This window comes from Klebsiella sp. CB_Kp196, assembly GCF_040061575.1.
Taxonomy (GTDB): Bacteria; Pseudomonadota; Gammaproteobacteria; order Enterobacterales; family Enterobacteriaceae; genus Klebsiella; species Klebsiella michiganensis.
Genome location: NZ_JBEAFH010000032.1, coordinates 57,125 through 83,234 on the forward strand (window position 1 = coordinate 57,125; position 26,110 = coordinate 83,234).

The window sequence follows — 26,110 nt, forward strand, 5'->3', positions numbered from 1 at the left end:
TAAACCTTGTCAAACGAAGGGACAATGTTCTACTTCACCGCCGGCTCGACCGCGATATACATATCAATATCCCAGTAGCCGTCCTGGTTACCATCGTTAAGATAGACTTCAAAACAGGGCTTCATCGCCATCTGATGGGTTTTGCTTTGCATCAGGCTCTCGAAGAACTGGTACCACGGCGTCGCAAAGTCAAAATTCTCGACTCTGGCCCGGGCAACCGCATAATCGCCGCCGGCGATTTCGGTCATCATCACGCCTTCGCTACCCTCAGGAATCTGGTAGTCGTCCGCCACCGTGACGGCGGTATCGCAGCGCAGCTTTTCCGCCGGGACTTCGTCCGGGTTGTCGTAGTAAACGGCCACCCACTCCTGCGCCGGCACCTGGCTGTTATCGACCCACATCATCAGCTGTTCAAACCCCTGTTTTACCGTCTGCTCCCAGGGACCGACCAGATGAAAACCAGCAATTTTCTTCTTGCCTACGGATTTAACGTTATAGTCCATGCTGCCTCCACTGTTGATAAAATACTGTATGTATATACACATAAATTAGCAGTACTATCACCCACAGTATGTGCGGCAATTCACAAATCCGCGCGGCAAGAAGATGAAAAAATCGCCGCCATACGGTTATAAACTGAACGGTAGCTCAACGCCGATGCTGGCCCCAACATCGTCGCTGGCGCTGTGGTTAGCGTCGGTGTACCACAGGGAGGTATTCAGGCGTACCGTTGGCATAACATCGCCGCTCCAGCCCAGCTGTACGCCCTTCAGCGTATCGGCGCGCGGGAAGGCTTTATTGATTCGCTGGTTTTTTGGATTGACCTCAGCGTAGACCAGCCGCGCGCTCCAGCGCTGATTCTCTTCGGTTACCAGCTCCACCTTACCGGCATATAAACGCCCGTCGCCGCCCATCGCATCGCCCAGCGGATAGCCCTGCTGGTAGTAGCCGTCTTTATAGATAAAGTGGTTATAGATGTAGTTAGTACGGCCCATGTTCGAGCGGGTATCGTGGGCTTCCAGATACCAGTTAACCGCATTGCTGTTCCACTGGTGATGCCCTTCCACGCCGCCAAGATAGAGGTGCGCCGAGGGTAAATATCCGGCTTCGTCCTCGCCGATCATCTGGCCGTAAATGCTCACCGGCCAGCCGAGGGTGGGCGCCAGCTTCAGCTTGAAATCAAAACCGGCCAGCTGGTTGCCGGGATCGTCGGCCGAGTCGCCGGTGTTATCATTGCCGGTGAGGCCGTCCCAGAAGCTGCTGAATGAGGAAGGCCGCCCTTCGCCGCCCCACTGCATAACGCGCGAGGCTCCCAGCTCCAGCGAGGTGAGCGGTGAAAAAGTCAGGCGACCACCGAAGATTTTGGTATGCGGTACGGCTGCGTACTGGTTCATCTGGCTGGCGGAAAGCTGGTACTGCCAGGGGCCAATCCAGCTTAGCCATGAGGTTTCCGGCGCCCGCTGTTCGGCGCGCTGCAGCAGAAAACCGGTCATGGGACGCGCGGCATCGGAGCGGATCAGGCTACCTTCATAGCCCGGCCCCCACCACTGGGGGATTTGCCCGAACGCCAGCCACTGGTTCCACAGCTTAACCGCGCCGTATGCGCCGTTGGCGTTCACGCTCGAACCGTTACTGATGCGCTTGTCGCCTTCAACATTGCCCTGCAGGTGCAGATCCCACCATTCGCCGCTGTTGTTCAGGGCGAGAGAAAGTGACTGGTCGGCGGGGTAAGACTGGGCGAACCCCTGCGGCGTGCCCGGCTTATCAGTGGAGCTGTAGCCGGTAACGCGCACGTCAGCTTTCAGCGCGCTTAATCGCTGATTTACCCGACCCAGTACCACCCGCTCTGCGGACGTTGTCGGATGGGCATTGGCCAGCGCGCGCTTAATCTCCTCTTCGCTCAGAGGCCAGGTCGACAGGCTCAACGAGAGGGTTCCACGGTCGGATAACCAGGCTAAATCATTGCGGAATTCGTTATCGGCCAGAACGAGGCCGGAGGCAAAACCAGAAGTGCTAAAAACGGTGAAAAGTCCCAGAGAAAGCGCACTACGCGCAAAGTATTTCATCTTCCCAGCTCCATTTATGGCGCACAAGCGCCAGGCTTTTTCCTGAAGGGTGACCGGGTAAGGTAATGGAGTGAAAGTAAACGAAGCGCCAACCGAAGCGGCATAATAATCAAACAGCTACGAGATGCCGCTCCGGGCGGAGCGGCGGAGAAGTTACAGTTTTTGATGCAGATAATCGCTAAAGCGCGACAGCACGCCGCCCTTGCCAACGCTTTCCAGCGTCACCAGAGGCCAGTGGGCCACCACTTTATCACCATCGTAAAGGGAGATTTCGCCAACCCGCTGATGGGCGGCGATCGGCGCTTCCAGCACTTTGTTATCCAGCACGTATTTGGCCTTAATGCGCGAGACTTCCGACTTCGGCAGCGCTAGCCAGAAGTCCTGATCGGTCCCCAGCTTAATCTGCTCTTTATCGCCATACCAGATACGCTCAACGCCGACCTGCTTGCCGTCCTGCAGGACCTGGACGGTATCGAAGTTTTGCTGGCCCCAGTGCAGCAGCTTCGCCGCCTGCTGTTCACGCCCTTTCGGGCTGTCGGCTCCCATCACCACCGCAATCAGCCGGCGCTGGCCGTCCACCGCGGAGGCAATCAGGTTGAAGCCGGCGCCCGAGGTGTGGCCGGTCTTCAGACCATCGACGTTCATGGTCTTATCCCACAGCAGCCCGTTGCGGTTCTGCTGGGTAATGCCGTTCCAGGTCAGGCTCTTCTGGCTGTACATATGGTAGACGTCCGGCTCGCCGTGAATAATCGCCCGCGAGAGCACCGCCAGATCGTAGGCCGAACTGTGCTGACCCGGCGCGTCCAGACCGTGGACGGTTTCAAAATGGGTATCCTGCAAATGCAGTTTTTCCACGTAGCTGTTCATCAGCGCGACGAACTGCGGCTGGCCGCCGGCGACGTAGTCCGCCAGCGCCACGCAGGCATCGTTGCCGGAGTCAACGATCAGCCCGCGGCTTAAATCGCGTACGCTGACCCGATCGCCGGGCTTAAGGAACATCAGCGAAGAACCATTAAAGACCGGGTTACCCTGCGCCCAGGCGTCTTTCCCGACGGTGACGATGTCGTCAAAGGTGATGCGCTGGCTGTCGATAGCGCGATCGACCACGTAGCCGGTCATGAGTTTGGTCAGGCTGGCGGGATTGCGCTGCTGATGCTCGTTACCGGCGGTCAGGATCTGGCCGGTGGTGTAATCCATCAGCACCCAGGAACCGGCCTGAATAGAAGGAGGCGTCACGTTGACGGGAAAATCATTGGCGGCAAATGCGCAGGAAACGCTCGCAGCGAGCAAAGATACAGCAATAAAAAAACGGCCTTTCAACGGCATATCCTCTAAATTGACAGATTCGCCGTCCTTTTTACGGAACTTCTCGTTTCAAATCAGGGTTTAATTGCAAGAAAATATGACATCACCGACGCGGGACAAAGGGGATACCCTTCTGATGGCCCGGCAAATCGTTTACCATGAAGGCTGCTCGCCACCAGGAATAATGAACAGATTATGCAAGATAGCGCCAGCCAGCCCGGATTTTTATTTCACGATTACGAGACCTTCGGCACCAGTCCCTCGCTCGACCGACCGTCGCAGTTTGCCGCCATTCGCACCGATGAAGACCTGAATATCGTCGGCGAACCCGAAGTCTTCTACTGCAGGCTCGCCGATGACTATCTGCCGCAGCCGCAGGCGGTCATGGTCACCGGGATAACGCCGCAGGAGGCGAACGCCAAGGGGGACAACGAAGCCGCTTTCGCCCGCCGCGTTCACGATCTGTTCACGGTGCCGAAAACCTGCATCGTCGGCTATAACAACGTGCGCTTCGATGACGAAGTAACGCGCAACATTCTCTATCGTAATTTTTACGATCCCTACGCCTGGAGCTGGCAGCACGACAACTCCCGCTGGGATCTGCTGGACGTGATGCGCGCATGCTATGCGCTGCGCCCCGAAGGGATCAACTGGCCGGAAAATGAAGAGGGCTTACCGAGCTTCCGGCTGGAGCATCTGACCGTCGCTAACGGCATTGAACACAGCAACGCCCACGACGCGATGGCCGACGTTTACGCCACCATCGCCATGGCGAAGCTGGTGAAAACCCAGCAGCCGCGCCTGTTCGATTATCTTTACGCCCACCGCAACAAGCGTAAGCTGGCGACGCTGATTGACGTGCCGCAAATCAAACCGCTGGTGCATGTTTCCGGCATGTTCGGCGCGGCGCGCGGCAATACCAGCCTGGTCGCCCCGCTGGCGTGGCACCCGGACAACCGTAACGCGGTGATTATGGTCGACCTGGCCGGAGACATCGCCCCCCTGCTGGAGCTCGATGCCGACACCCTGCGCGAGCGGCTGTATACGCCGAAAAGCGAGCTGGGCGATCTGGCTGCGGTGCCGATCAAGCTGGTCCACCTGAATAAATGCCCGGTGCTGGCGCAGCAAAACACCCTGCGTCCGCAGGATGCCGACCGGCTGGGCATCAATATCCAGCGCTGTCTGGAGAACGCCCAGCTGCTGCGGGCCAATCCGCAGGTACGTGAGAAAGCGGTGGCGATTTTTGCCGAAGCGGAGCCGTTTGTGCCGTCCGATAATGTCGATACGCAGCTGTATAACGGCTTTTTCAGCGATGCCGACCGCGCGGCGATGAAAATCGTACTCGAAACCGAGCCGCGCAACCTGCCGGCGCTGGATATTACCTTCGCCGATCAGCGTATCGAGCGCCTGCTGTTCAACTATCGCGCGCGCAACTATCCCGGCACGCTGGATGAAGCCGAGCAGCAGCGCTGGTTAGAGCACCGTCGCCAGGTCTTTACGCCTGAGTTTTTGCAGACCTACGCCGATGAGCTGCAGATGCTGTACCAGCAGTATGCGGACGATAAAGAGAAGCTGGCGCAGCTGAAGGCGCTGTGGCAGTACGCGCAGGATATTGTTTGATTGGCAGAAATTCCCGGGTTGCGGCTAACGCCTTACCCGGGCTACAAACGATGGCAGGACTCGTAGCCCGGGTAAGACGCCTCGCGTCGCACCCGGGAACGTTGCTTAGCCTTTGGCGCGGCTGGCGATAATCGCCTCAGCCACGTTGCGCGGGGCTTCCGCGTAGTGGTGGAACTCCATGCTGTAGGTCGCCCGGCCCTGGGACATTGAACGCAGCGTGGTGGAATAGCCAAACATCTCGGCCAGCGGCACGTCGGCGCGGATAATCTGGCTGCCGAACCGCTCCTCCATCCCCTGCACCATTCCGCGACGGGAAGAGAGATCGCCCATAATATTCCCGGCGTACTCTTCCGGGGTCTCCACTTCCACGTGCATCACCGGTTCAAGAATAACCGGGTCGGCCCTGCGCGCCCCTTCCTTGAAGCCAAATATCGCCGCCATCCGGAAAGCCATCTCCGACGAGTCGACGTCGTGATACGAACCAAACGTCAGGGTCGCCTTGATATCCACCACCGGATAGCCCGCCAGCACGCCGGTGCCCATCGCTTCGCGCAGCCCTTTTTCCACTGAAGGGATGTACTCGCGCGGCACCACGCCGCCTTTGGTCGCGTCCTCAAACACGAAACCGCTTCCCGGCTCCAGCGGTTCAAAGGTCAGCACCACGTGACCGTACTGCCCTTTACCGCCGGACTGGCGGACAAATTTGCCTTCCACCTCTTTGACCGTTTTGCGGATCGTCTCGCGATAGGTCACCTGCGGACGCCCGATATTCGCCTCGACGCCAAACTCGCGCTTCATGCGGTCGACGATAATCTCCAGATGCAGTTCGCCCATCCCGGAAATGATCGTCTGGCCGGACTCCTCGTCAGTATGCAGACGAAACGACGGATCTTCCGCCGCCAGCCGCTGCAGGGCGATACCCATTTTCTCCTGATCGGCTTTGGTTTTCGGTTCAATCGCCAGCGAAATCACCGGCTCCGGAAACTCCATCCGTTCGAGGGTAATCACCGCATCCGGGTCGCACAGCGTGTCGCCGGTGGTGACATCCTTCAGGCCGACGCAGGCGGCAATGTCCCCGGCGTGCAGTTCATCCACCTCATGGCGATCGTTGGCCTGCATCAGCACGATGCGTCCGATGCGCTCTTTCTTACCTTTCACCGGATTCCACACCGCATCGCCTTTTTTCAACGTCCCGGAATAGACGCGGATAAAGGTCAGCTGTCCGACGTAGGGGTCGGTCATCAGCTTGAAGGCTAGCGCCGAGAACGGCTCGTCGTCCCCCGGATGACGTTCAGCGGGCCGCCCTTTCTCATCCACGCCCTGAATCGCCGGGATATCCAGCGGCGACGGCATCAGCTCAACCACCGCATCGAGCATCCGCTGCACGCCTTTGTTTTTAAACGCGCTGCCGCACAGCACCGCCTGGATTTCCCCCTTCACCGTGCGCTGGCGCAGACCGGCGACGATCTCCGCCTCGTCCAGCTCACCGGTTTCGAGATATTTGTCCATCAGTTCGTCGCTGGCTTCCGCCGCCGCCGAGACCATTTTCTCCCGCCACAGCCGGGCGGTTTCCACGAGGTCGTCAGGCACCGGCGCATAGCTGAAGGTCATCCCCTGGGTGGCGTCGTCCCATAAAATGGCGCGCATTTTGATGAGATCCACCACCCCGGTGAAGTGCTCTTCGGCGCCAACCGGGATCGCAATCGGCACCGGATTGGCCTTCAGGCGATCGATCATCATCTGCACCACGCGGAAAAAGTCCGCGCCGGGGCGGTCCATCTTGTTGACGAAGGCCAGCCGCGGAACGTGGTATTTATTCGCCTGCCGCCAGACGGTTTCCGACTGCGGCTGCACGCCGCCGACGGAGTCGTAAACCATCACCGCGCCGTCCAGGACGCGCATGGAGCGTTCCACTTCGATGGTGAAATCCACGTGCCCGGGGGTATCGATGATGTTAATCCGGTGCGGCTCGAAGCTGCGGTCCATGCCGGGCCAGAAGCAGCTCACCGCCGCGGAGGTAATGGTGATCCCGCGCTCCTGCTCCTGCGCCATCCAGTCGGTGGTTGCCGCGCCATCGTGTACTTCCCCCAGCTTGTGGCTCATCCCGGTATAAAACAGGATGCGCTCGGTGGTGGTGGTTTTGCCGGCATCGATATGCGCGGAGATACCGATGTTGCGATAACGTTCGAGGGGGATGGGTCGGGGCATGATGCGTCCTTAGTCATTGTGACTGTTAACAGGCGGCCGGAATTGGCCGCCGTTCATATAACGGCATCTATCATAGTACAACTGTACGAGTATATTCGAACTATTTTTGCTATCGTTACTATTGGTGAAGCTGCGACGACCCGCGTGGCTTTAGAAAAGCAGTTTCGGTATATTACCGGCCAGCCGCCGATACGGGCTGCTGCTCACGGAGCTGCGCCGCCGCCGACACAGGAATATTATGATCGCCAATCACCCCGAACGTGAACAAATTCGCCTCGAAAATGTCCTTTTCGCTCTCGGCAACCCGCTGCGGCTTGAGATTATCCGTATCCTTGCCGACGGCAGCGAGCAGAGCTGTAACGCCCTGCGTCATGAAGATGTGGCGAAGTCGACCATGACCCACCACTGGCGCGTCCTGCGCGACAGCGGTGTGATCTGGCAGCGGCCTCAGGGGCGGGAGAATTTGATTTCGCTGCGCCGGGAAGATTTAGACGCGCGCTTTCCCGGCCTGCTGGATACGCTGCTTAAGGTCATGCAGCACGATAGCTAAAGGCCTGCGCGCCGGCCTCTACTCCTCACCGGCCAGCCGCCGATACTGGGCAAAGCGGGCGCGCGCATCCTCCTCGGTTCTGCTAAAAAGCGCATCCGCGAGATGCGGCGTCGTTTTGTGCAGCGAGGCGTAGCGCACTTCGCCAAGCAAAAAGTCGCGGAAGCTCTCCTCCGGCTCTTCGGAATCGAGCATAAACGGCGTCTTGCCTTCCGCTTCCCGCTGCGGATGATAGCGCCACAGGTGCCAGTATCCCGCCTCAACCGCCCGTTTCGCCTCGCGCTGGCTGCAGCGCATACCGGCTTTCAGCCCGTGGTTAATGCAGGCGGCGTAGGCAATCACCAGCGACGGTCCCGGCCAGGCTTCAGCCTCGGCGATCGCGCGCAGCGTCTGATCTTTATCGGCGCCCATGGCGACCTGGGCCACATACACATTGCCGTAGCTCATCGCCATCATGCCAAGATCTTTTTTCCGCGTGCGTTTGCCCTGCGCGGCAAACTTCGCGATGGCCGCCACCGGGGTCGATTTAGACGACTGCCCGCCGGTATTGGAGTAAACCTCGGTATCAAACACCAGAATATTCACGTCTTCCCCGCTCGCCAGCACGTGATCGAGACCGCCGAAGCCGATATCGTAGGCCCAGCCGTCGCCGCCGAAAATCCACTGCGACCGGCGCACAAAATAGTCGCGGTTCTGCCATAGCTGCTCCAGCAGCGGCACGCCCTCTTTTTCCGCCGCCAGCCGTTCGCTGAGCCGGTCCGCGCGCTCGCGGGTACCCTCGCCTTCATCCTGCTTCGCCAGCCACTGGCGCATCGCGTCGAGGAGTTCGTCGCTGACCGGCAGCGCCAGCGCGGCGGTCATATCATCGGCGATTTGTTGACGCACCGCCTGGCCGCCGAGCATCATGCCGAGGCCAAACTCCGCGTTATCCTCAAACAGCGAGTTCGCCCATGCCGGGCCGTGGCCGCGGTGGTTGGTGGTATAGGGAATCGACGGCGCGCTGGCTCCCCAGATTGAAGAGCAGCCGGTGGCGTTAGCGATCAGCATCCGGTCGCCAAACAGCTGGGTTATCAGGCGGGCATAAGGCGTTTCGCCGCATCCCGCGCAGGCGCCGGAAAACTCCAGCAGCGGGGTTTCAAACTGGCTGCCTTTGACCGTCGTCTTCCGGAACGGATTGCTCTTCGGCGTCAGCGCCAGCGCATAGTCCCAGACCGGCGCCATCTGGCGCTGGCTATCAAGAGACTGCATTTTTAACGCCTTGCCGCGCGAAGGACAGATATCCACGCAGTTGCCGCAGCCGGAGCAATCCAGCGGCGAAATAGCCAGATGGTGGTGATACTCCTTCGCTCCCTGAGCGGGTTTGCTCAACAGCCCGGCCGGCGCGGCGTCCTGCTCTTCGGCGTTGAGCAGCGCCGGGCGGATCGCCGCGTGGGGGCAGATAAAGGCGCACTGGTTACACTGCGTGCAGCCCTCCGGCTGCCAGACCGGCACTTCCAGCGCGATCCCGCGTTTCTCCCAGGCGGCGGTGCCCGAGGGAAAGGTGCCGTCTTCCATGCCGACAAACGCGCTTACCGGCAACTGGTCGCCGCACTGGCGGTTCATCGGCTGCAAAATATCGCGGATGAAATCCGGCATCATGGCTGAAGCCTGCGCCACGGGCTCATCCAGCGTCGCCCAGTGCGCCGGAATGGTCACCTGATGCAGCGAGGCCATGCCCAGCTCGATCGCCCGCTGGTTCATCTCGATCACCGCCGCCCCTTTGCTGCCGTAGCTTTTTTCAACCGCCTGCTTGAGGTAATCCGCCGCGGTCTGCGGGTCGATAATTGCCGCCAGCTTAAAGAACGCCGCCTGCATCAGCATATTAAAGCGCCCGCCCAGCCCGAGCTCGCGGGCGATATCCACGGCGTTCAGGGTATAAAAATGGATATTTTCCCGCGCCAGATAGCGTTTAAAGCCGACCGGCAGATGCTGCTCCAGCTCCGCATCGGACCAGCTGCAGTTGAGTAAAAAGGTCCCGCCCGGCTTTAACCCATCCAGCAGGTCATAGCGCTCCACGTAGGACTGCTGCGAACAGGAGATAAAATCGGCCCGATGAATCAGGTAGGGCGAATTGATCGGCCGGTCGCCGAAGCGCAAATGCGAAACGGTAATGCCGCCGGATTTTTTCGAGTCATAGGAAAAGTAGGCCTGCGCGTAGAGCGGCGTTTTGTCGCCGATGATTTTAATCGCGCTTTTATTGGCCCCGACGGTGCCGTCCGAGCCCATGCCCCAAAATTTACAGGCGGTGATGCCATCATGCGAGACCGCCAGCGTCTGCTGGCGCGGGGGCAACGAGGTAAAGGTGACATCATCGACAATGCCGAGGGTAAAGCCGTCCATCGGCAGCGGTTTATTGAGGTTGTCAAAGACCGCCGCGATATCGTTAGGCAGAACGTCCTTACCGCCAAGCGCGTAGCGGCCGCCGACAATCAGCGGCGCATCGTCGTAGTGGTAGAAGGCGTTTTTCACATCCAGGCACAGCGGTTCGGCCTGAGCGCCGGGCTCTTTGGTGCGGTCAAGCACGGCAATCCGCTGTACGGTTTTCGGCAGCTGAGCGAAAAAGTGGGCCAGCGAAAAAGGGCGAAACAGATGCACGCTGAGCAGCCCGACCTTCTCTCCCGCCGCGTTCAGCGTATCCACCACTTCCTGAACGGTGTCGCAGACCGACCCCATGGCAATAATCACCCGTTCGGCATCGGCCGCGCCGGTGTAGTTAAACAGATGGTACTCCCGGCCGGTGAGCGCGCTGATTTGCGCCATATAGCTTTCGACAATATCGGGCAGCGCCTGATAAAAACGGTTACCCGCCTCTCTTTCCTGGAAGTAGATATCCGGGTTTTGCGCCGTTCCGCGGATGACCGGATGATCCGGATGCAGCGCGTTACGGCGGAAGCTGTCGAGCGCGGCCCGGTCCAGCAGCGTCGCCAGCTGGTCATATTCCAGCACCTCGATTTTTTGAATTTCGTGCGAGGTGCGGAAACCATCGAAGAAGTTAACAAACGGGATGCGTCCCTTAATCGCCGCCAGATGCGCCACCGCCGACAAATCCATCACCTGCTGCACGTTGTTCTCCGCCAGCATCGCGCAGCCGGTCTGGCGAACCGCCATCACGTCCTGGTGATCGCCAAAAATATTCAGCGAATTGGTCGCCAGCGCCCGGGCGCTGACGTGAAAGACGCCCGGCAGCAGTTCACCGGCGATTTTGTACATGTTGGGGATCATCAGTAGCAGCCCCTGGGAAGCCGTATAGGTGGTGGTGAGCGCCCCGGCCTGCAGCGCGCCGTGTACCGCGCCTGCCGCGCCGGCTTCCGACTGCATCTCCATTAAGCGCACCGGCTGGCCAAAGAGGTTCTTTTTCCCCTGCGCCGCCCACTCGTCGACGTTTTCCGCCATCGGCGTGGAAGGGGTAATGGGGTAAATCGCCGCGACCTCGGTAAAGGCATAAGAGATCCAGGCCGCCGCGGCGTTGCCATCCATTGTTTTCATTTTTCCGGACATTGTTCAATCCTCGAAGGTGAGAGGCATCTTCGCCGCCTCAAATAAGCGGCAAACCCAGTTGTTGCCTCAAGCACAGCCTGTGCCAGCTCGCGGGTGACATAAGAGTTAGCGCGAATTCAACGCGTTATGAAGATAAAGGCAACGCAGCGCGCCGAGAGATTGCGTGGAACAAGACACAGGGGACGACAAGCTGTTGAACAGACGACAAACCGCCACAATGGCCCCGGCAGGCGGAATTGTTCTGTTTCCCACATTTGGTCGCCTTATTGTGCCGTTTTGTTTTACGCCCTGCGCGGCAATGAATTAATAAATCCATAAAAATCAGATAAATAAATAAAAAGGCACGGCTGGTATGTTCCCTGCACTTCTCTGCTGGCAAACACTCAACCACAGGAGAAGTCACCATGACCATGCGTCAATGCGCTATTTACGGTAAAGGCGGTATCGGCAAATCCACCACCACGCAGAACCTCGTCGCCGCGCTGGCGGAGATGGGTAAGAAAGTGATGATCGTCGGCTGCGATCCGAAGGCGGACTCCACCCGCCTGATCCTGCACGCTAAAGCACAGAACACCATTATGGAGATGGCCGCGGAAGTCGGCTCGGTCGAGGATCTCGAGCTCGAAGACGTGCTGCAAATTGGCTACGGCGACGTGCGCTGCGCGGAATCCGGCGGCCCGGAGCCAGGCGTCGGCTGCGCGGGGCGCGGCGTGATCACGGCGATCAACTTTCTTGAAGAAGAAGGCGCCTACGAGGACGATCTCGATTTTGTCTTCTATGACGTGCTCGGCGACGTAGTCTGCGGCGGCTTCGCCATGCCTATCCGCGAAAACAAAGCCCAGGAGATCTACATCGTCTGCTCCGGCGAAATGATGGCGATGTACGCCGCCAACAATATCTCCAAAGGGATCGTTAAATACGCTAAATCCGGCAAGGTGCGCCTCGGCGGCCTGATCTGTAACTCACGCCAGACCGACCGTGAAGACGAACTGATCATGGCCCTGGCGGAAAAGCTCGGGACCCAGATGATCCACTTTGTCCCCCGCGACAATATCGTGCAGCGCGCGGAGATCCGCCGAATGACGGTTATCGAGTACGATCCCGCCTGCCAGCAGGCCAACGAATACCGCACCCTGGCGCAGAAGATCGTCAATAACACCATGAAAGTGGTGCCGACACCCTGCACCATGGATGAGCTGGAGTCGCTGCTGATGGAGTTCGGCATCATGGAAGAAGAAGACACCAGCATCATTGGTAAAACCGCCGCCGAAGAAAGCGCGGCCTGAGCACAGGACAATAATGATGACCAACGCAACGGGCGAACGTAATCTGGCGCTGATCCAGGAAGTCCTGGAGGTGTTCCCGGAAACCGCGCGAAAAGAGCGCAGAAAGCACATGATGGTCAGCGATCCGCAAATGGAGAGCGTCGGCAAGTGCATTATCTCTAACCGCAAATCACAACCCGGCGTGATGACCGTGCGCGGCTGCGCCTACGCCGGCTCGAAAGGGGTGGTATTCGGGCCAATCAAGGATATGGCCCACATCTCGCACGGGCCGGTCGGCTGCGGCCAGTATTCCCGCGCCGGACGACGCAACTACTACACCGGGGTCAGCGGCGTCGATAGTTTCGGCACGCTGAACTTCACCTCTGATTTTCAGGAGCGCGACATCGTCTTCGGCGGCGATAAAAAGCTCAGCAAGCTGATTGAAGAGATGGAGCTGCTGTTCCCGCTCACCAAAGGGATCACCATTCAGTCGGAATGCCCGGTGGGGCTGATCGGCGATGATATCAGCGCGGTGGCTAACGCCAGCAGCAAAGCGCTGGATAAACCGGTGATCCCGGTACGCTGCGAAGGCTTTCGCGGCGTGTCGCAGTCGCTGGGGCACCATATCGCCAACGACGTGGTGCGCGACTGGATCCTCAACAATCGTGAAGGACAGCCGTTTGAAACCACCCCTTACGATGTGGCGATCATCGGCGACTACAACATCGGCGGCGACGCCTGGGCCTCGCGCATCCTGCTTGAAGAGATGGGGCTACGGGTGGTCGCGCAGTGGTCCGGCGACGGCACGCTGGTGGAGATGGAGAACACCCCATTCGTCAAGCTGAACCTGGTTCACTGCTATCGTTCGATGAACTATATCGCCCGCCATATGGAGGAAAAACATCAGATTCCGTGGATGGAGTACAACTTCTTCGGGCCGACCAAAATCGCCGAATCGCTGCGCAAAATCGCCGATCAGTTTGACGATACTATTCGCGCGAACGCCGAAGCGGTGATCGCCCGGTATGAGGGGCAGATGGCGGCGATTATCGCCAAATATCGCCCGCGCCTGGAGGGGCGTAAGGTGCTGCTCTATATGGGTGGCCTGCGGCCACGCCACGTCATCGGCGCCTACGAGGATCTCGGCATGGAGATCATCGCCGCCGGGTACGAGTTTGCCCATAACGATGACTACGACCGCACCCTGCCGGATCTCAAAGAGGGCACGCTGCTGTTCGATGACGCCAGCAGCTATGAGCTGGAAGCGTTCGTTAAGGCGCTGAAGCCCGACCTTATCGGCTCCGGCATCAAGGAAAAATATATCTTCCAGAAAATGGGCGTGCCGTTCCGCCAGATGCACTCGTGGGACTATTCCGGCCCGTACCACGGCTACGATGGTTTCGCCATTTTCGCCCGCGATATGGATATGACCCTGAACAACCCGGCGTGGAACGAACTCACCGCGCCGTGGCTGAAGTCTGCGTGATTGCCCACTCACTGTCCCGTCTGTTCACCGATTTGTGGCGCGGGAGGAGAACACCATGAGCCAAACGATTGATAAAATTAATAGCTGCTATCCGCTATTCGAACAGGATGAATACCAGGAGCTATTCCGCAATAAGCGGCAGCTGGAGGAAGCGCACGATGCCCAGCGCGTGCAGGAGGTCTTTGCCTGGACCACCACCGCCGAGTATGAAGCGCTGAATTTCCAGCGCGAGGCGCTGACCGTTGACCCGGCGAAAGCCTGCCAGCCGCTTGGCGCGGTGCTTTGCTCGCTGGGATTTGCCAATACCCTGCCGTACGTCCACGGCTCCCAGGGGTGCGTGGCCTACTTTCGCACCTATTTTAACCGCCATTTCAAAGAGCCGATCGCCTGCGTCTCCGACTCGATGACCGAAGACGCGGCGGTCTTCGGCGGCAACAACAACATGAATCTGGGTCTGCAGAACGCCAGCGCCCTGTACAAGCCGGAGATCATCGCGGTTTCCACCACCTGCATGGCGGAAGTCATCGGCGATGACCTGCAGGCGTTTATCGCCAACGCCAAAAAAGATGGCTTCGTCGATAGCAGCATCGCCGTGCCCCATGCCCATACGCCAAGCTTTATCGGCAGCCACGTCACCGGCTGGGACAACATGTTTGAAGGCTTCGCCAAAACCTTCACCGCGGACTACCAGGGGCAACCGGGCAAACTGCAGAAGCTCAATCTGGTGACCGGCTTTGAAACCTATCTCGGCAACTTCCGCGTATTAAAGCGGATGATGGAACAGATGGCGGTGCCGTGCAGCCTGCTCTCCGATCCGTCAGAAGTTCTCGACACGCCCGCCGACGGCCATTATCGGATGTATTCCGGCGGCACCACGCAGCAGGAGATGAAAGAGGCCCCTGACGCCATCGATACGCTGCTTCTGCAGCCGTGGCAGCTGCTGAAGAGCAAAAAAGTGGTGCAGGAGATGTGGAACCAGCCCGCCACCGAGGTCGCGATTCCGCTGGGGCTGGCCGCTACCGATGAACTGCTGATGACCGTCAGCCAACTTAGCGGCAAGCCGATCGCCGACGCCCTCACCCTTGAGCGCGGCCGGCTGGTTGACATGATGCTCGATTCCCACACCTGGCTGCACGGCAAGAAATTTGGCCTGTACGGCGACCCGGACTTCGTGATGGGCCTCACCCGCTTCCTGCTGGAGCTGGGCTGCGAGCCGACGGTGATCCTGAGCCATAACGCCAACAAACGCTGGCAAAAAGCGATGAAGAAAATGCTTGATGCCTCGCCGTACGGGCGCGACAGCGAAGTGTTTATCAACTGCGATTTGTGGCACTTCCGTTCGCTGATGTTCACCCGTCAGCCGGACTTTATGATCGGCAACTCCTACGGCAAGTTTATCCAGCGCGACACCCTGGCGAAGGGCAAAGCCTTTGAAGTACCGCTTATCCGCCTCGGCTTTCCGCTGTTCGACCGCCACCATCTACACCGCCAGACAACCTGGGGTTATGAAGGGGCGATGAACATTGTGACGACGCTGGTAAACGCCGTGCTGGAGAAACTGGATAGCGATACCAGCCAGCTGGGCAAAACCGATTACAGTTTCGATCTCGTCCGTTAACCATCAGGCGCCCCGCGTCATGCGGGGCCAGGAGGGAGTATGCCCATCGTGATTTTCCGTGAACGCGGCGCGGACCTGTACGCCTATATCGCGAAACAGGATCTGGAGGCGCGAGTGCTCCAGATTGAGCATAACGACGCTGAACGCTGGGGCGGCGCGATTTCGCTGGAAGGGGGACGCCGCTACTACGTCAATCCGCAGCCGGGGCGCCCCGCCTTTCCGATAAGCCTGCGCGCGACGCGCGGCGCGTTGATATAAGGAGCTGGAGATGTCCGACAACGATACCCTTTTCTGGCGCATGCTGGCGCTGTTTCAGTCCCTGCCGGACCTGCAGCCGGCGCAAATTGTCGACTGGCTGGCGCAGGAGTGCGGCGAGACGCTGACCCCGGCGCGGCTGGCGACCCTGACCCAGCCGCAGCTGGCCGCCAGCTTTCCCTCCGCGACGGCGGTGATGTCCCCCGCTCGCTGGTCGCGGGTGATGGCGAGCCTGCAGGGCGCGCTGCCCGCCCATTTACGCATCGTTCACCCTGCCCAGCGAACGCCGCAGCTGCTGGCGGCGTTTTGCTCCCAGGATGGCCTGATGATTAACGGCCATTTCGGTCAGGGGCGGCTGTTTTTTATCTACGCGTTCGATGAGCAAGGCGGCTGGCTGCACGATCTGCGCCGCTATCCTTCCGCGCCCACCCAGCAGGAAGCCAGCGAAGTGCGCGCCCGGCTGATTGAAGACTGCCAGCTGCTGTTTTGTCAGGAGATCGGCGGGCCCGCCGCCGCCCGGCTGATCCGCCACCGGATCCACCCGATGAAAGCGCAGCCCGGGACGACGATTCATGCCCAGTGCGAGGCGATCAATACGCTGCTGGCCGGCCGTTTGCCGCCGTGGCTAGCGAAGCGGCTTAACCGGGAGAACCCTCTGGAGGCGCGCATTTTTTAATCCCTGTTTTGTGCTTGTTGCCCGCCGACCCCGCGGGCTTTTTTTTGCGTATGGACGCGTTCCCCACGTTACGGTCAGGCGTTATTCCGTTCAGGGGAATATTCCGTTCACGGTTATTCCGGGCTCTTGATGACGACCGCTGCGGGTGAACGGCATGGGGGGCGTTTCGCCCGCCCCCCATGACCCCCGGCATCGCGCTGAAAATTGCCGCTGCGCGGTACGCTCCACTCCGGCTTCATCTGGCGGAACGGGCGGACTCGACCTCCCTGTCTCGACCGCCCTCTGGCCACCGTCCTGGTGGCCTGTCCTGGATGCGCGCCTGCGTTCTCGCCAATTTTCTTGATGCGCCTAACCCCCTCGCTGCCAGCCTTCCAGCAACAAATAGCCATGCCAGCGCGATATCGCCGTGAACGGAATATTCCACTTATCTTATTATTCGCCAAAACAAGACACGCCCCGCCATCCCTTGTCCGATTGTTGGCTTTGTCGCAAAGCCAACAACCCTTTTTCTTTAAATATCAAGGCGCCGCTTATGGAGCGCGAATTGCATCTTCCCCCTCATCCCCCACCGTCAACGAGGTCACTATGAAGGGAAATGAAATTCTGGCGCTGCTGGATGAACCGGCCTGTGAACACAACCATAAACAAAAATCCGGCTGCAGCGCGCCCAAACCCGGCGCCACCGCCGGCGGCTGCGCGTTCGACGGCGCGCAGATAACCCTGCTGCCCATTGCCGACGTGGCGCATCTGGTCCATGGCCCCATCGGCTGCGCCGGAAGCTCCTGGGATAACCGCGGCAGCGCCAGCTCCGGCCCCACCCTGAATCGGCTCGGGTTCACCACCGATCTCAACGAACAGGACGTGATTATGGGCCGCGGCGAACGTCGCCTGTTTCACGCCGTTCGCCATATCGTCACCCGTTATCATCCGGCGGCGGTCTTTATCTACAACACCTGCGTACCGGCCATGGAGGGCGATGACCTGGAAGCGGTATGCCAGGCCGCGCAGACCGCCACCGGCGTACCGGTTATCGCCATTGACGCGGCCGGTTTTTACGGCAGTAAAAATCTCGGTAACCGGCTGGCCGGCGAGGTCATGGTGAAACGGGTCATCGGTCAGCGCGAGCCCGCGCCCTGGCCGGAGAGCACGCCCTTTGCCCCGGAGCAGCGTCACGATATTGGCCTGATTGGCGAATTCAATATTGCCGGCGAGTTCTGGCATATTCAGCCGCTGCTCGACGAGCTGGGGATCCGCGTGCTCGGCAGCCTCTCCGGCGATGGCCGCTTCGCCGAGATCCAGACCATGCACCGGGCGCAGGCCAATATGCTGGTCTGCTCGCGGGCGCTAATTAACGTCGCCAGAGCGCTGGAGCAGCGCTACGGCACGCCGTGGTTCGAAGGCAGCTTCTACGGGATCCGCGCCACCTCCGATGCCCTGCGCCAGCTGGCGGCGCTGCTGGGCGATGACGACCTTAGCCAGCGCACCGAAGCGCTGATTGCGCGGGAGGAACAGGCGGCGGAACTGGCGCTACAACCGTGGCGCGAACGGCTGCGCGGCCGCAAAGCGCTGCTCTATACCGGCGGGGTGAAATCCTGGTCGGTGGTCTCGGCGCTTCAGGATTTGGGCATGACCGTGGTGGCAACCGGCACGCGTAAATCCACCGAAGAGGATAAACAGCGGATCCGCGAGCTGATGGGTGAAGAGGCGGTAATGCTGGAAGAAGGCAACGCCCGCACGCTGCTGGATGTGGTCTATCGCTATCAGGCCGACCTGATGATTGCCGGCGGACGCAATATGTACACCGCCTATAAAGCCAGGCTGCCGTTTCTCGATATCAATCAGGAGCGCGAACACGCCTTCGCCGGCTACAAGGGGATCGTCACCCTCGCCCGCCAGCTATGTCAGACCATCGACAGTCCCATCTGGCCGCAAACCCATGCCCGCGCCCCGTGGCACTAAGGAGTACACCATGGCAGACATTTTCCGCACCGATAAACCGCTGGCGGTCAGCCCGATCAAGACCGGCCAGCCGCTCGGCGCAATCCTCGCCAGCCTCGGGATTGAACACAGTATCCCTCTGGTCCACGGCGCGCAGGGATGCAGCGCCTTCGCCAAAGTCTTTTTTATTCAACACTTCCACGACCCGGTTCCCCTGCAGTCGACGGCGATGGACCCCACCTCGACGATTATGGGCGCGGACGGCAATATTTTCACCGCCCTGGACACCCTCTGCCAGCGCAACGCGCCGCAGGCTATCGTGCTGCTCAGCACCGGGCTGTCTGAGGCTCAGGGCAGCGACATTTCCCGCGTGGTTCGCCAGTTTCGCGAAGAGTATCCCCGGCACAAGAGCGTGGCGATATTAACCGTTAACACGCCGGATTTTTATGGTTCCATGGAAAACGGCTTCAGCGCGGTGCTCGAGAGCGTCATTGAGCAGTGGGTTGCGCCGACGCCGCGCCCCGCTCAGCGCAATCGCCGGGTCAACCTGCTGGTCAGCCACCTCTGCTCGCCGGGCGATATCGAGTGGCTGCGCCGATGCGTCGAAGCCTTTGGTCTGCAGCCGATAATCCTGCCGGACCTTGCGCAATCGATGGATGGGCACCTGGCGCAAGGCGATTTCTCGCCGCTGACCCAGGGCGGGACGCCGCTGCGCCAGATAGAACAGATGGGACAAAGCCTGTGCAGCTTCGCCATTGGCGTCTCCCTCCACCGCGCGTCATCGCTGCTGGCCCCGCGCTGCCGGGGCGAGGTTATCGCCCTGCCGCACCTGATGACCCTCGATCGCTGCGACGCCTTTATTCATCAACTGGCGAAAATTTCCGGACGCGCCGTTCCCCCGTGGCTGGAGCGCCAGCGCGGTCAGCTGCAGGATGCGATGATCGACTGTCATATGTGGCTTCAGGGCCAGCGCATGGCGATAGCGGCGGAAGGCGATCTGCTGGCGGCGTGGTGTGATTTCGCCAACAGTCAGGGGATGCAGCCCGGCCCGCTGGTGGCTCCTACCGGCCATCCCAGCCTGCGCCAGCTGCCGGTGGAACGCGTGGTGCCGGGAGATCTGGAGGATCTGCAAACGCTGCTGTGCGCCCAACCCGCCGACCTGCTGGTGGCCAACTCCCACGCCTGCGACCTGGCGGAGCAGTTTGCGCTGCCGCTGGTGCGCGCGGGTTTTCCGATCTTTGACAAGCTCGGTGAATTCCGCCGGGTGCGTCAGGGGTACAGCGGAATGCGCGATACGCTGTTCGAGCTGGCAAACCTGATGCGCGAGCGCCATCACCACCTCGCCCGCTACCGATCGCCGCTTCGCCAGAACACCGAATCTTCACTCTCCACAGGAGGCGCCTATGCCGCCGATTAACCGTCAGTTTGATATGGTCCACTCCGATGAGTGGTCTATGAAGGTCGCCTTCGCCAGTTCCGACTATCGTCATGTCGATCAGCATTTTGGCGCCACGCCGCGGCTGGTGGTATATGGCGTCAAGGCGGATCGGGTCACCCTGATCCGGGTGGTTGATTTCTCCGTTGAGAACGGCCACCAGACGGAGAAGATCGCCAGGCGGATCCACGCCCTTGAGGATTGCGTCACGCTGTTCTGCGTGGCGATTGGCGACGCGGTTTTTCGTCAGCTGTTGCAGGTCGGCGTCCGCGCCGAACGCGTTCCCGCCGACACCACCATCGTCGGCTTACTGCAGGAGATCCAGCTTTACTGGTACGACAAAGGGCAGCGCAAAAATGCGCGCCAGCGCGACCCGGAGCGCTTTACCCGTCTGCTGCAGGAACAGGAGTGGCATGAGGAACCGGACCCGCGCCGCTAGCCGTGTCGTTTGTGTGACAAAACCCACAAAACATCCCGACACTGTCGGGCGCGTCTTGTCAGGGTAAAATATAACAAATTGAAAATATTGCATTTTATTCTCTGGTATCGCATTTGCTAGTTCGTTAACGCCACCGCACTCCTGCGGTGAACCGCGCCCCGGCGTTTTCCGTCATCATCCCTGGAGCTGACAGCATGTGGAATTACTCCGAGAAAGTGAAAGACCATTTTTTTAATCCCCGCAACGCGCGCGTGGTGGACAACGCCAACGCGGTAGGCGATGTGGGGTCATTAAGCTGCGGCGACGCGCTGCGCCTGATGCTGCGCGTTGACCCGCAAAGCGAAATTATCCAGGAAGCGGGCTTCCAGACCTTCGGCTGCGGCAGCGCCATCGCCTCCTCCTCCGCGCTGACGGAGCTGATTATCGGCCATACCCTGGCCGAAGCCGGGCAGATAACCAATCAGCAGATTGCCGATTATCTCGACGGGCTACCGCCGGAGAAAATGCACTGCTCGGTGATGGGCCAGGAGGCCCTGCGCGCGGCTATCGCCAACTTTCGCGGCGAAAGCCTGGAGGAGGAGCATGAGGAGGGCAAGCTGATCTGCAAATGCTTCGGCGTCGATGAAGGACACATTCGCCGCGCGGTGCAGAACAACGGCCTGACCACCCTTGAAGAGGTGATCAACTACACCAAAGCGGGCGGCGGCTGCACCGCCTGCCACGAAAAAATCGAGCTGGCGCTGGCGCAGATCCTCGCGCAGCCGCCGCAGACGCCGCCCGCTGCGGCCAGCGGCAAAGATCCGCACTGGCAGAGCGTCGTCGAGACCATCGCTGAACTGCGCCCGCATATTCAGGCCGACGGCGGCGATATGTCGCTGCTCAGCGTCGCCAACCACCAGGTGACCGTCAGCCTCTCCGGCAGCTGTAGCGGCTGCATGATGACCGATATGACCCTGGCCTGGCTGCAGCAAAAACTGATGGAACGTACCGGCTGTTATATGGAAGTGGTGGCGGCCTGAGCCGCGGTTAACTGACCCTAGGGGGACAAGATGAAACAGGTTTATCTCGATAACAACGCCACCACCCGTCTGGACCCAATGGTTCTGGAAGCGATGATGCCCTTTTTGACCGACTTTTACGGCAACCCCTCGTCGATACACGATTTTGGCCTACCGGCCCAGGCGGCTCTGGAGCGCGCGCATCAACAGACCGCGGCGCTGCTGGGCGCGGAGTATCCCAGCGAGATCATCTTTACCTCCTGCGCCACCGAAGCTACCGCCACCGCCATCGCCTCGGCCATCGCCCTGCTGCCGGAGCGGCGCGAAATTATCACCAGCGCGGTCGAACATCCGGCGACGCTGGCGGCCTGCGAGCACCTGGAGCGCCAGGGCTACCTGATCCATCGCATCGCGGTGGATAGCGAGGGGGCGCTGGACATGGCGCAGTTCCGCGCCGCGCTCAGCCCGCGCGTCGCGCTGGTCAGCGCTATGTGGGCGAATAACGAAACCGGGGTGCTTTTCCCGATCGCCGAAATGGCGGAGCTGGCCCATGAACAAGGGGCGCTGTTTCACTGCGATGCGGTACAGGTGGTGGGCAAAATGCCGATTGCCGTGGGCGAGACCCGCATCGACATGCTCTCCTGCTCGGCGCATAAGTTTCACGGACCAAAAGGCGTAGGCTGCCTCTATCTGCGCCGGGGAACGCGCTTTCGCCCGCTGCTGCGCGGCGGTCATCAGGAGTACGGTCGGCGCGCCGGGACGGAAAATATCTGCGGAATCGTCGGCATGGGCGCGGCCTGCGAGCTGGCGAATATTCATCTGCCGGGAATGGCGCATATCGGCCAGCTGCGCGACAGGCTGGAGCATCGCCTGCTGGCCAGCGTGCCGTCGGTCATGGTGATGGGCGGTAGCCAGCCGCGGGTGCCCGGCACGGCGAATCTGGCCTTTGAGTTTATTGAGGGTGAGGCCATTCTGCTGCTGCTCAACCAGGCCGGGATCGCCGCCTCCAGCGGCAGCGCCTGCACGTCAGGCTCGCTGGAACCCTCCCACGTGATGCGGGCGATGAATATCCCCTATACCGCCGCCCACGGCACCATCCGCTTTTCCCTCTCGCGCTACACCCGGGAGAAAGAGATCGATTACGTCGTCACCGCGCTGCCGCCGATTATCGACCGGCTGCGCGCGCTGTCGCCCTACTGGCACAACGGCAAGCCGCGCCCGGCGGATGCCATCTTCACGCCGGTTTACGGCTAAGGCGGAGGTGGCTGATGGGACGCGTGCTGATTAACGATACCACCCTGCGCGACGGCGAACAGAGCCCCGGCGTCGCCTTTCGCACCAGCGAAAAGGTCGCCATTGCCGAGGCGCTTTATGCCGCAGGGATTACGGCGATGGAGGTCGGCACCCCGGCGATGGGGGACGAGGAGATCGCGCGGATCCAGCTGGTGCGTCGCCAGCTGCCCGACGCGACGCTGATGACCTGGTGCCGGATGAACGCGCTGGAAATCCGCCAGAGCGCCGATCTGGGCGTTGACTGGGTGGATATTTCGATTCCGGCTTCAGATAAGCTGCGGCAGTACAAACTGCGCGAGCCGCTGACGGTGCTGCTGGAGCGGCTGGCGATGTTTATCCGCCTTGCGCATACGCTCGGTCTGCGGGTATGCATCGGCTGCGAGGACGCCTCGCGCGCCGGCGTCCAGGCCCTGCGCGCTATCGCCGAGGTCGCGCAGCAGTGCGGCGCCGCCCGCCTGCGCTATGCCGACACGGTCGGCCTGCTCGACCCCCTCACCACCGCGGCGCAAATCTCGGCCCTGCGCGAAGTCTGGTCCGGGGAAATCGAAATGCACGCCCACAACGACCTGGGTATGGCCACCGCCAATACGCTGGCGGCGGTAAGCGCCGGGGCCACCAGCGTGAATACGACGATCCTCGGCCTCGGCGAGCGGGCGGGCAACGCGGCGCTGGAAACCGTCGCGCTGGGCCTGGAGCGCTGCCTCGGCGTGAAGACCGGCGTGCATTTTCCGGCGCTGCCCGCGCTCTGTCAGAGGGTCGCCGAAGCCGCCCAGCGCGCCATCGACCCGCAGCAGCCGCTGGTCGGCGAGCTGGTGTTTACCCATGAATCAGGGGTCCACGTAGCGGCGCTGCTGCGCGACAGCGAGAGCTATCAGTCGATCGCCCCTTCCCTGATGGGCCGCAGCTACCGGCTGGTGCTGGGTAAACACTCCGGGCGTCAGGCGGTCAACGGCGTATTTGACCAGATGGGCTATCACCTTAACGCCGCGCAAATTAACCAGCTGCTGCCCGCCATCCGCCGCTTCGCCGAGAACTGGAAGCGCAGCCCGAAAGATTATGAGCTGGTGGCTATCTACGACGAGCTGTGCGGTGAATCCGCCCTGCGGGCGAGGGGGTAATGATGGAGTGGTTTTATCAAATTCCCGGCGTGGACGAACTTCGCTCCGCCGAATCCTTTTTCCAGTTTTTCGCCGTCCCCTACCAACCCGAGCTGCTTGGCCGCTGCTGCCTGCCGGTGCTGGCAACCTTTCACCGCAAACTGCGCGCCGAGGTGCCGCTGCAAAACCGGCTGGAGGAAAACGCCCGCGCTCACTGGCTGCTGGCGCGACGACTGCTCGCGGAGAGCTATCAGCAACAGTTTCAGGAGAGCGGAACATGAGACCGAAATTCACCTTTAGCGAAGAGGTCCGCGTCGTACGCGCGATTCGTAACGACGGCACCGTGGCGGGCTTCTCCCCCGGCGCGCTGCTGGTCAGGCGCGGCAGCACCGGCTTTGTGCGCGACTGGGGCGTTTTTTTGCAGGATCAAATTATCTACCAGATCCACTTTCCGGAGAGCGATCGGATCATCGGCTGCCGCGAACAGGAGCTGATCCCCATCACCCAGCCGTGGCTGGCCGGAAACTTGCAATACGGTGATAACGTCGCCTGTCGGATGGCGCTCGCGGTCAACGGCGAAGTCGTCGTGGCCGTCGGCCAGCGGGGACGCATCGAGGCGACCGATCGCGGAGAGACCGGCGACAGCTACACCGTTGACTTTAGCGGCCGCTGGTTCAGGGTTCCGGCGCGGGCCATCACCCTTATAGAGGAGAGAGAAGAATGAACGCATGGCAACGTTTTGCCCGGCAGCGGCTGGCGCGCAGCCGCTGGAATAGCGACCCGACGGCCCTGGAGCCGGCCGATACGCAGGCTTTTGAACAGGCCTGGCAACGTCAGTGCCGCATGGAGCAGGCGATCGTCGCGCGGGTCCCGGAAAGCGATATTCCGGCGGCGCTGCTGGAGAATATCGCCGCCTCCCTTGCCGTCTGGCTCGACGAGGGGGAATTTACGCCGCCGGAGCGCGCAGCCATCGTGCTGCATCACGCCCGACTGGAGGTCGGCTTTACCGATATCGCCCGCCAGGCGCCGCAGCCGGATCTCTCCACGGTGCAGGCCTGGTATCTGCGCCACCAGACGCAGTTTATGCGCCCGGAGCAGCGTCTGACCCGCCACCTGCTGCTGACGGTCGATGGCGACCGCGAAGCCGTACACCAGCGGATCCTCGGCCTGCATCGGCAAATCAACGCCTCCCGGGACGCGTTTGCTCCGCTGGCTCGCCGCCACTCCCACTGCCCAAGCGCCCTGGAAGAGGGCCGTCTGGGCTGGATTAGCCGCGGGCTGCTCTATCCCCAGCTCGAGACCGCGCTGTTTTCACTGGCGGAAAACGCCCTGAGCCTCCCCGTCGCCAGCGAGCTGGGGTGGCATCTTTTATGGTGTGAAGCAATTCGTCCCGCCGCGCCCATGGAGCCGCAGCAGGCGCTGGAGAGCGCGCGCGATTATCTTTGGCAGCAGAGCCAGCAGCGCCATCAGCGCCAGTGGCTGGAACAAACGATCTCCCGTCAGCCGGGCCTGTGCGGGTAGCCTCGCGGCTACCCGTTAACGCCTACAGCACCGTGCGTTTAATCTCCTCAAGCCAGCTCGCCAGACGCGCTTCGGTCTGGTCGAACTGGTTATCCTGATCCAATACCAGCCCAATAAAGCGTTCGCCTTCCAGCGCCGCAGAGGCGCTGAATTCATAGCCCTCATTTGGCCAGCTGCCGATTATCTGCGCGCCGCGCGCGCGCAGAGCGTCGTACAGCGGACGCATCCCGCTAACGAAGTTGTCTGGGTAGCCTTTCTGGTCGCCGAGGCCGAACAGCGCCACGGTTTTCCCGCTCAGGCTGGCGTCGTCGAGGCCGCTGATGAATTCGCTCCATGATTCGCCTTCGCATCCGGCCTCAAGCCCCGGCAGCTGGCCGTCGCCGAGCGTCGGCGTGCCCAGCAGCAGCACCGGATAGGCCATAAAGTCGTCCAGCGTCGTGCGGTTAATGTTGACCGGGGCATCCGCCAGCTCGCCCAGCTGTTTGTGGATCATTTTCGCGATTTTGCGGGTTTTACCGGTATCGGTGCCAAAGAAAATACCAATGTTCGCCATATTGCGCTCCTGTCGGAAAGGGGGTTGAAAATACGCGTTCTCGCAGAGGTATTGCGAAGGCTGTGCCAGGTTTCTTTGCACTATCGCGGCTCACCCCTGCCCCAAAACGATCGCTTCCGCGCCCTCCCGCCGCCCGCAGCGGGGCCGGCGGGCCGCTTAAAATGAAAAAAGCGCTGGTTTTTCCCCTACCGGATCAATGTTTCTGCTTATCACGCCGATAAGGGCGCACGCTTTGCATGGTTATCGAGATTCG

22 protein-coding genes are annotated in these 26,110 nt (G+C 60.8%); 16 read left to right on the top strand and 6 right to left on the bottom strand.

Features of this window, described 5'->3' with window-relative positions; all coding sequences use genetic code 11:
• Positions 1-29: 29 nt before the first annotated feature.
• The 3 genes from sbmC to dacD all read right to left on the bottom strand — a co-directional run bounded on the left by sbmC (position 30) and on the right by dacD (position 3,386).
• A complete protein-coding gene (gene sbmC / locus ABLU87_RS06035) occupies positions 30-503 on the bottom strand; it encodes a DNA gyrase inhibitor SbmC (RefSeq protein WP_128334802.1) in 474 nt (157 codons plus the stop codon).
• A 126-nt stretch (positions 504-629) separates the two neighbouring features.
• The gene (locus ABLU87_RS06040; RefSeq protein WP_047723374.1) at positions 630-2,066 is read right to left on the bottom strand and encodes a capsule assembly Wzi family protein; all 1,437 of its coding nucleotides are present in this window, start codon (positions 2,064-2,066) and stop codon (positions 630-632) included.
• Between the two features lie 153 nt (positions 2,067-2,219).
• Positions 2,220-3,386, bottom strand: a complete 1,167-nt coding sequence (gene dacD / locus ABLU87_RS06045; protein ID WP_064404619.1) for a serine-type D-Ala-D-Ala carboxypeptidase DacD — start codon at positions 3,384-3,386, stop codon at positions 2,220-2,222.
• Between the two features lie 180 nt (positions 3,387-3,566).
• On the opposite strand from dacD, the gene sbcB reads away from it, so the two are divergent.
• Positions 3,567-4,991, top strand: coding sequence for an exodeoxyribonuclease I (gene sbcB, locus ABLU87_RS06050; protein WP_085520795.1), 1,425 nt, complete (start codon positions 3,567-3,569; stop codon positions 4,989-4,991).
• A 105-nt stretch (positions 4,992-5,096) separates the two neighbouring features.
• On the opposite strand, the gene fusA is transcribed toward sbcB, so the two are convergent.
• Positions 5,097-7,199 carry an elongation factor G gene (gene fusA / locus ABLU87_RS06055; RefSeq protein WP_128334801.1) on the bottom strand — a complete coding sequence of 701 codons (2,103 nt, stop codon included), beginning with the start codon at positions 7,197-7,199 and terminating at the stop codon, positions 5,097-5,099.
• 238 nt (positions 7,200-7,437) lie between these two features.
• Here fusA and ABLU87_RS06060 point away from each other — a divergent pair, with 238 nt between their 5' ends.
• Positions 7,438-7,749: a helix-turn-helix domain-containing protein gene (locus ABLU87_RS06060; protein ID WP_014230020.1), complete on the top strand. Its 312-nt coding sequence runs from the start codon at positions 7,438-7,440 to the stop codon at positions 7,747-7,749.
• 18 nt (positions 7,750-7,767) lie between these two features.
• Here ABLU87_RS06060 and nifJ read toward each other — a convergent pair whose 3' ends face one another.
• A complete protein-coding gene (nifJ, locus tag ABLU87_RS06065) occupies positions 7,768-11,283 on the bottom strand; it encodes a pyruvate:ferredoxin (flavodoxin) oxidoreductase (protein ID WP_348865947.1) in 3,516 nt (1,171 codons plus the stop codon).
• Positions 11,284-11,687: 404 nt separating this feature from the next.
• Here nifJ and nifH point away from each other — a divergent pair, with 404 nt between their 5' ends.
• From nifH to nifM, 14 genes are all read left to right on the top strand, one after another.
• On the top strand, positions 11,688-12,569 hold the full coding sequence (gene nifH, locus ABLU87_RS06070; RefSeq protein WP_004852391.1) for a nitrogenase iron protein: 882 nt from the start codon (positions 11,688-11,690) through the stop codon (positions 12,567-12,569).
• A gap of 16 nt (positions 12,570-12,585) precedes the next feature.
• Positions 12,586-14,034 carry a nitrogenase molybdenum-iron protein alpha chain gene (gene nifD, locus ABLU87_RS06075; RefSeq protein ID WP_014230022.1) on the top strand — a complete coding sequence of 483 codons (1,449 nt, stop codon included), beginning with the start codon at positions 12,586-12,588 and terminating at the stop codon, positions 14,032-14,034.
• Positions 14,035-14,089: 55 nt separating this feature from the next.
• The gene (gene nifK / locus ABLU87_RS06080; RefSeq protein WP_025107726.1) at positions 14,090-15,652 is read left to right on the top strand and encodes a nitrogenase molybdenum-iron protein subunit beta; all 1,563 of its coding nucleotides are present in this window, start codon (positions 14,090-14,092) and stop codon (positions 15,650-15,652) included.
• Between the two features lie 39 nt (positions 15,653-15,691).
• On the top strand, positions 15,692-15,910 hold the full coding sequence (gene nifT / locus ABLU87_RS06085) for a putative nitrogen fixation protein NifT (protein ID WP_014230024.1): 219 nt from the start codon (positions 15,692-15,694) through the stop codon (positions 15,908-15,910).
• A gap of 10 nt (positions 15,911-15,920) precedes the next feature.
• A complete protein-coding gene (locus ABLU87_RS06090) occupies positions 15,921-16,583 on the top strand; it encodes a NifB/NifX family molybdenum-iron cluster-binding protein (RefSeq protein WP_046877501.1) in 663 nt (220 codons plus the stop codon).
• Between the two features lie 585 nt (positions 16,584-17,168).
• Positions 17,169-18,542, top strand: coding sequence for a nitrogenase iron-molybdenum cofactor biosynthesis protein NifE (nifE, locus tag ABLU87_RS06095; protein ID WP_025107729.1), 1,374 nt, complete (start codon positions 17,169-17,171; stop codon positions 18,540-18,542).
• A 10-nt stretch (positions 18,543-18,552) separates the two neighbouring features.
• Positions 18,553-19,938: a nitrogenase iron-molybdenum cofactor biosynthesis protein NifN gene (nifN, locus tag ABLU87_RS06100; protein WP_025107730.1), complete on the top strand. Its 1,386-nt coding sequence runs from the start codon at positions 18,553-18,555 to the stop codon at positions 19,936-19,938.
• Positions 19,925-20,395 carry a NifB/NifX family molybdenum-iron cluster-binding protein gene (locus ABLU87_RS06105; protein ID WP_014230028.1) on the top strand — a complete coding sequence of 157 codons (471 nt, stop codon included), beginning with the start codon at positions 19,925-19,927 and terminating at the stop codon, positions 20,393-20,395. Before nifN ends, ABLU87_RS06105 begins: the two co-directional genes overlap by 14 nt.
• Positions 20,396-20,589: 194 nt before the next feature.
• Positions 20,590-21,414 carry a Fe-S cluster assembly protein NifU gene (nifU, locus tag ABLU87_RS06110; protein WP_032719811.1) on the top strand — a complete coding sequence of 275 codons (825 nt, stop codon included), beginning with the start codon at positions 20,590-20,592 and terminating at the stop codon, positions 21,412-21,414.
• Positions 21,415-21,444: 30 nt separating this feature from the next.
• On the top strand, positions 21,445-22,647 hold the full coding sequence (gene nifS / locus ABLU87_RS06115; RefSeq protein ID WP_128334800.1) for a cysteine desulfurase NifS: 1,203 nt from the start codon (positions 21,445-21,447) through the stop codon (positions 22,645-22,647).
• A gap of 14 nt (positions 22,648-22,661) precedes the next feature.
• Positions 22,662-23,804, top strand: coding sequence for a homocitrate synthase (nifV, locus tag ABLU87_RS06120; protein WP_032693846.1), 1,143 nt, complete (start codon positions 22,662-22,664; stop codon positions 23,802-23,804).
• The gene (locus ABLU87_RS06125; protein ID WP_014230032.1) at positions 23,804-24,064 is read left to right on the top strand and encodes a nitrogenase-stabilizing/protective protein NifW; all 261 of its coding nucleotides are present in this window, start codon (positions 23,804-23,806) and stop codon (positions 24,062-24,064) included. The genes nifV and ABLU87_RS06125 overlap by 1 nt, the downstream gene beginning before the upstream one ends.
• The gene (locus ABLU87_RS06130; RefSeq protein ID WP_032719815.1) at positions 24,061-24,507 is read left to right on the top strand and encodes a nitrogen fixation protein NifZ; all 447 of its coding nucleotides are present in this window, start codon (positions 24,061-24,063) and stop codon (positions 24,505-24,507) included. The genes ABLU87_RS06125 and ABLU87_RS06130 overlap by 4 nt, the downstream gene beginning before the upstream one ends.
• Positions 24,504-25,304 carry a nitrogen fixation protein NifM gene (gene nifM, locus ABLU87_RS06135; RefSeq protein ID WP_032719817.1) on the top strand — a complete coding sequence of 267 codons (801 nt, stop codon included), beginning with the start codon at positions 24,504-24,506 and terminating at the stop codon, positions 25,302-25,304. The genes ABLU87_RS06130 and nifM overlap by 4 nt, the downstream gene beginning before the upstream one ends.
• A gap of 22 nt (positions 25,305-25,326) precedes the next feature.
• On the opposite strand, the gene ABLU87_RS06140 is transcribed toward nifM, so the two are convergent.
• Positions 25,327-25,857 (bottom strand): flavodoxin, encoded by a 531-nt coding sequence (locus tag ABLU87_RS06140; RefSeq protein WP_014838926.1) that lies wholly within the window; start codon positions 25,855-25,857, stop codon positions 25,327-25,329.
• Between the last annotated feature and the right edge of the window lie 253 nt (positions 25,858-26,110).

Bases quoted from the DNA above. Each gene is read 5' to 3' on its own strand.
- nifS (WP_128334800.1), top strand. From the start codon at position 21,445: ATGAAACAGGTTTATCTCGATAACAACGCCACCACCCGTCTGGACCCA.
- fusA (WP_128334801.1), bottom strand. From the start codon at position 7,199: ATGCCCCGACCCATCCCCCTCGAACGTTATCGCAACATCGGTATCTCC.
- nifJ (WP_348865947.1), bottom strand. From the start codon at position 11,283: ATGTCCGGAAAAATGAAAACAATGGATGGCAACGCCGCGGCGGCCTGG.
- nifV (WP_032693846.1), top strand. From the start codon at position 22,662: ATGGGACGCGTGCTGATTAACGATACCACCCTGCGCGACGGCGAACAG.
- nifM (WP_032719817.1), top strand. From the start codon at position 24,504: ATGAACGCATGGCAACGTTTTGCCCGGCAGCGGCTGGCGCGCAGCCGC.
- ABLU87_RS06130 (WP_032719815.1), top strand. From the start codon at position 24,061: ATGAGACCGAAATTCACCTTTAGCGAAGAGGTCCGCGTCGTACGCGCG.
- nifK (WP_025107726.1), top strand. From the start codon at position 14,090: ATGAGCCAAACGATTGATAAAATTAATAGCTGCTATCCGCTATTCGAA.
- ABLU87_RS06105 (WP_014230028.1), top strand. From the start codon at position 19,925: ATGCCGCCGATTAACCGTCAGTTTGATATGGTCCACTCCGATGAGTGG.
- ABLU87_RS06140 (WP_014838926.1), bottom strand. From the start codon at position 25,857: ATGGCGAACATTGGTATTTTCTTTGGCACCGATACCGGTAAAACCCGC.
- nifT (WP_014230024.1), top strand. From the start codon at position 15,692: ATGCCCATCGTGATTTTCCGTGAACGCGGCGCGGACCTGTACGCCTAT.
- nifE (WP_025107729.1), top strand. From the start codon at position 17,169: ATGAAGGGAAATGAAATTCTGGCGCTGCTGGATGAACCGGCCTGTGAA.
- nifD (WP_014230022.1), top strand. From the start codon at position 12,586: ATGACCAACGCAACGGGCGAACGTAATCTGGCGCTGATCCAGGAAGTC.
- sbmC (WP_128334802.1), bottom strand. From the start codon at position 503: ATGGACTATAACGTTAAATCCGTAGGCAAGAAGAAAATTGCTGGTTTT.
- ABLU87_RS06060 (WP_014230020.1), top strand. From the start codon at position 7,438: ATGATCGCCAATCACCCCGAACGTGAACAAATTCGCCTCGAAAATGTC.
- nifU (WP_032719811.1), top strand. From the start codon at position 20,590: ATGTGGAATTACTCCGAGAAAGTGAAAGACCATTTTTTTAATCCCCGC.
- ABLU87_RS06125 (WP_014230032.1), top strand. From the start codon at position 23,804: ATGATGGAGTGGTTTTATCAAATTCCCGGCGTGGACGAACTTCGCTCC.
- nifH (WP_004852391.1), top strand. From the start codon at position 11,688: ATGACCATGCGTCAATGCGCTATTTACGGTAAAGGCGGTATCGGCAAA.
- sbcB (WP_085520795.1), top strand. From the start codon at position 3,567: ATGCAAGATAGCGCCAGCCAGCCCGGATTTTTATTTCACGATTACGAG.
- ABLU87_RS06090 (WP_046877501.1), top strand. From the start codon at position 15,921: ATGTCCGACAACGATACCCTTTTCTGGCGCATGCTGGCGCTGTTTCAG.
- ABLU87_RS06040 (WP_047723374.1), bottom strand. From the start codon at position 2,066: ATGAAATACTTTGCGCGTAGTGCGCTTTCTCTGGGACTTTTCACCGTT.
- nifN (WP_025107730.1), top strand. From the start codon at position 18,553: ATGGCAGACATTTTCCGCACCGATAAACCGCTGGCGGTCAGCCCGATC.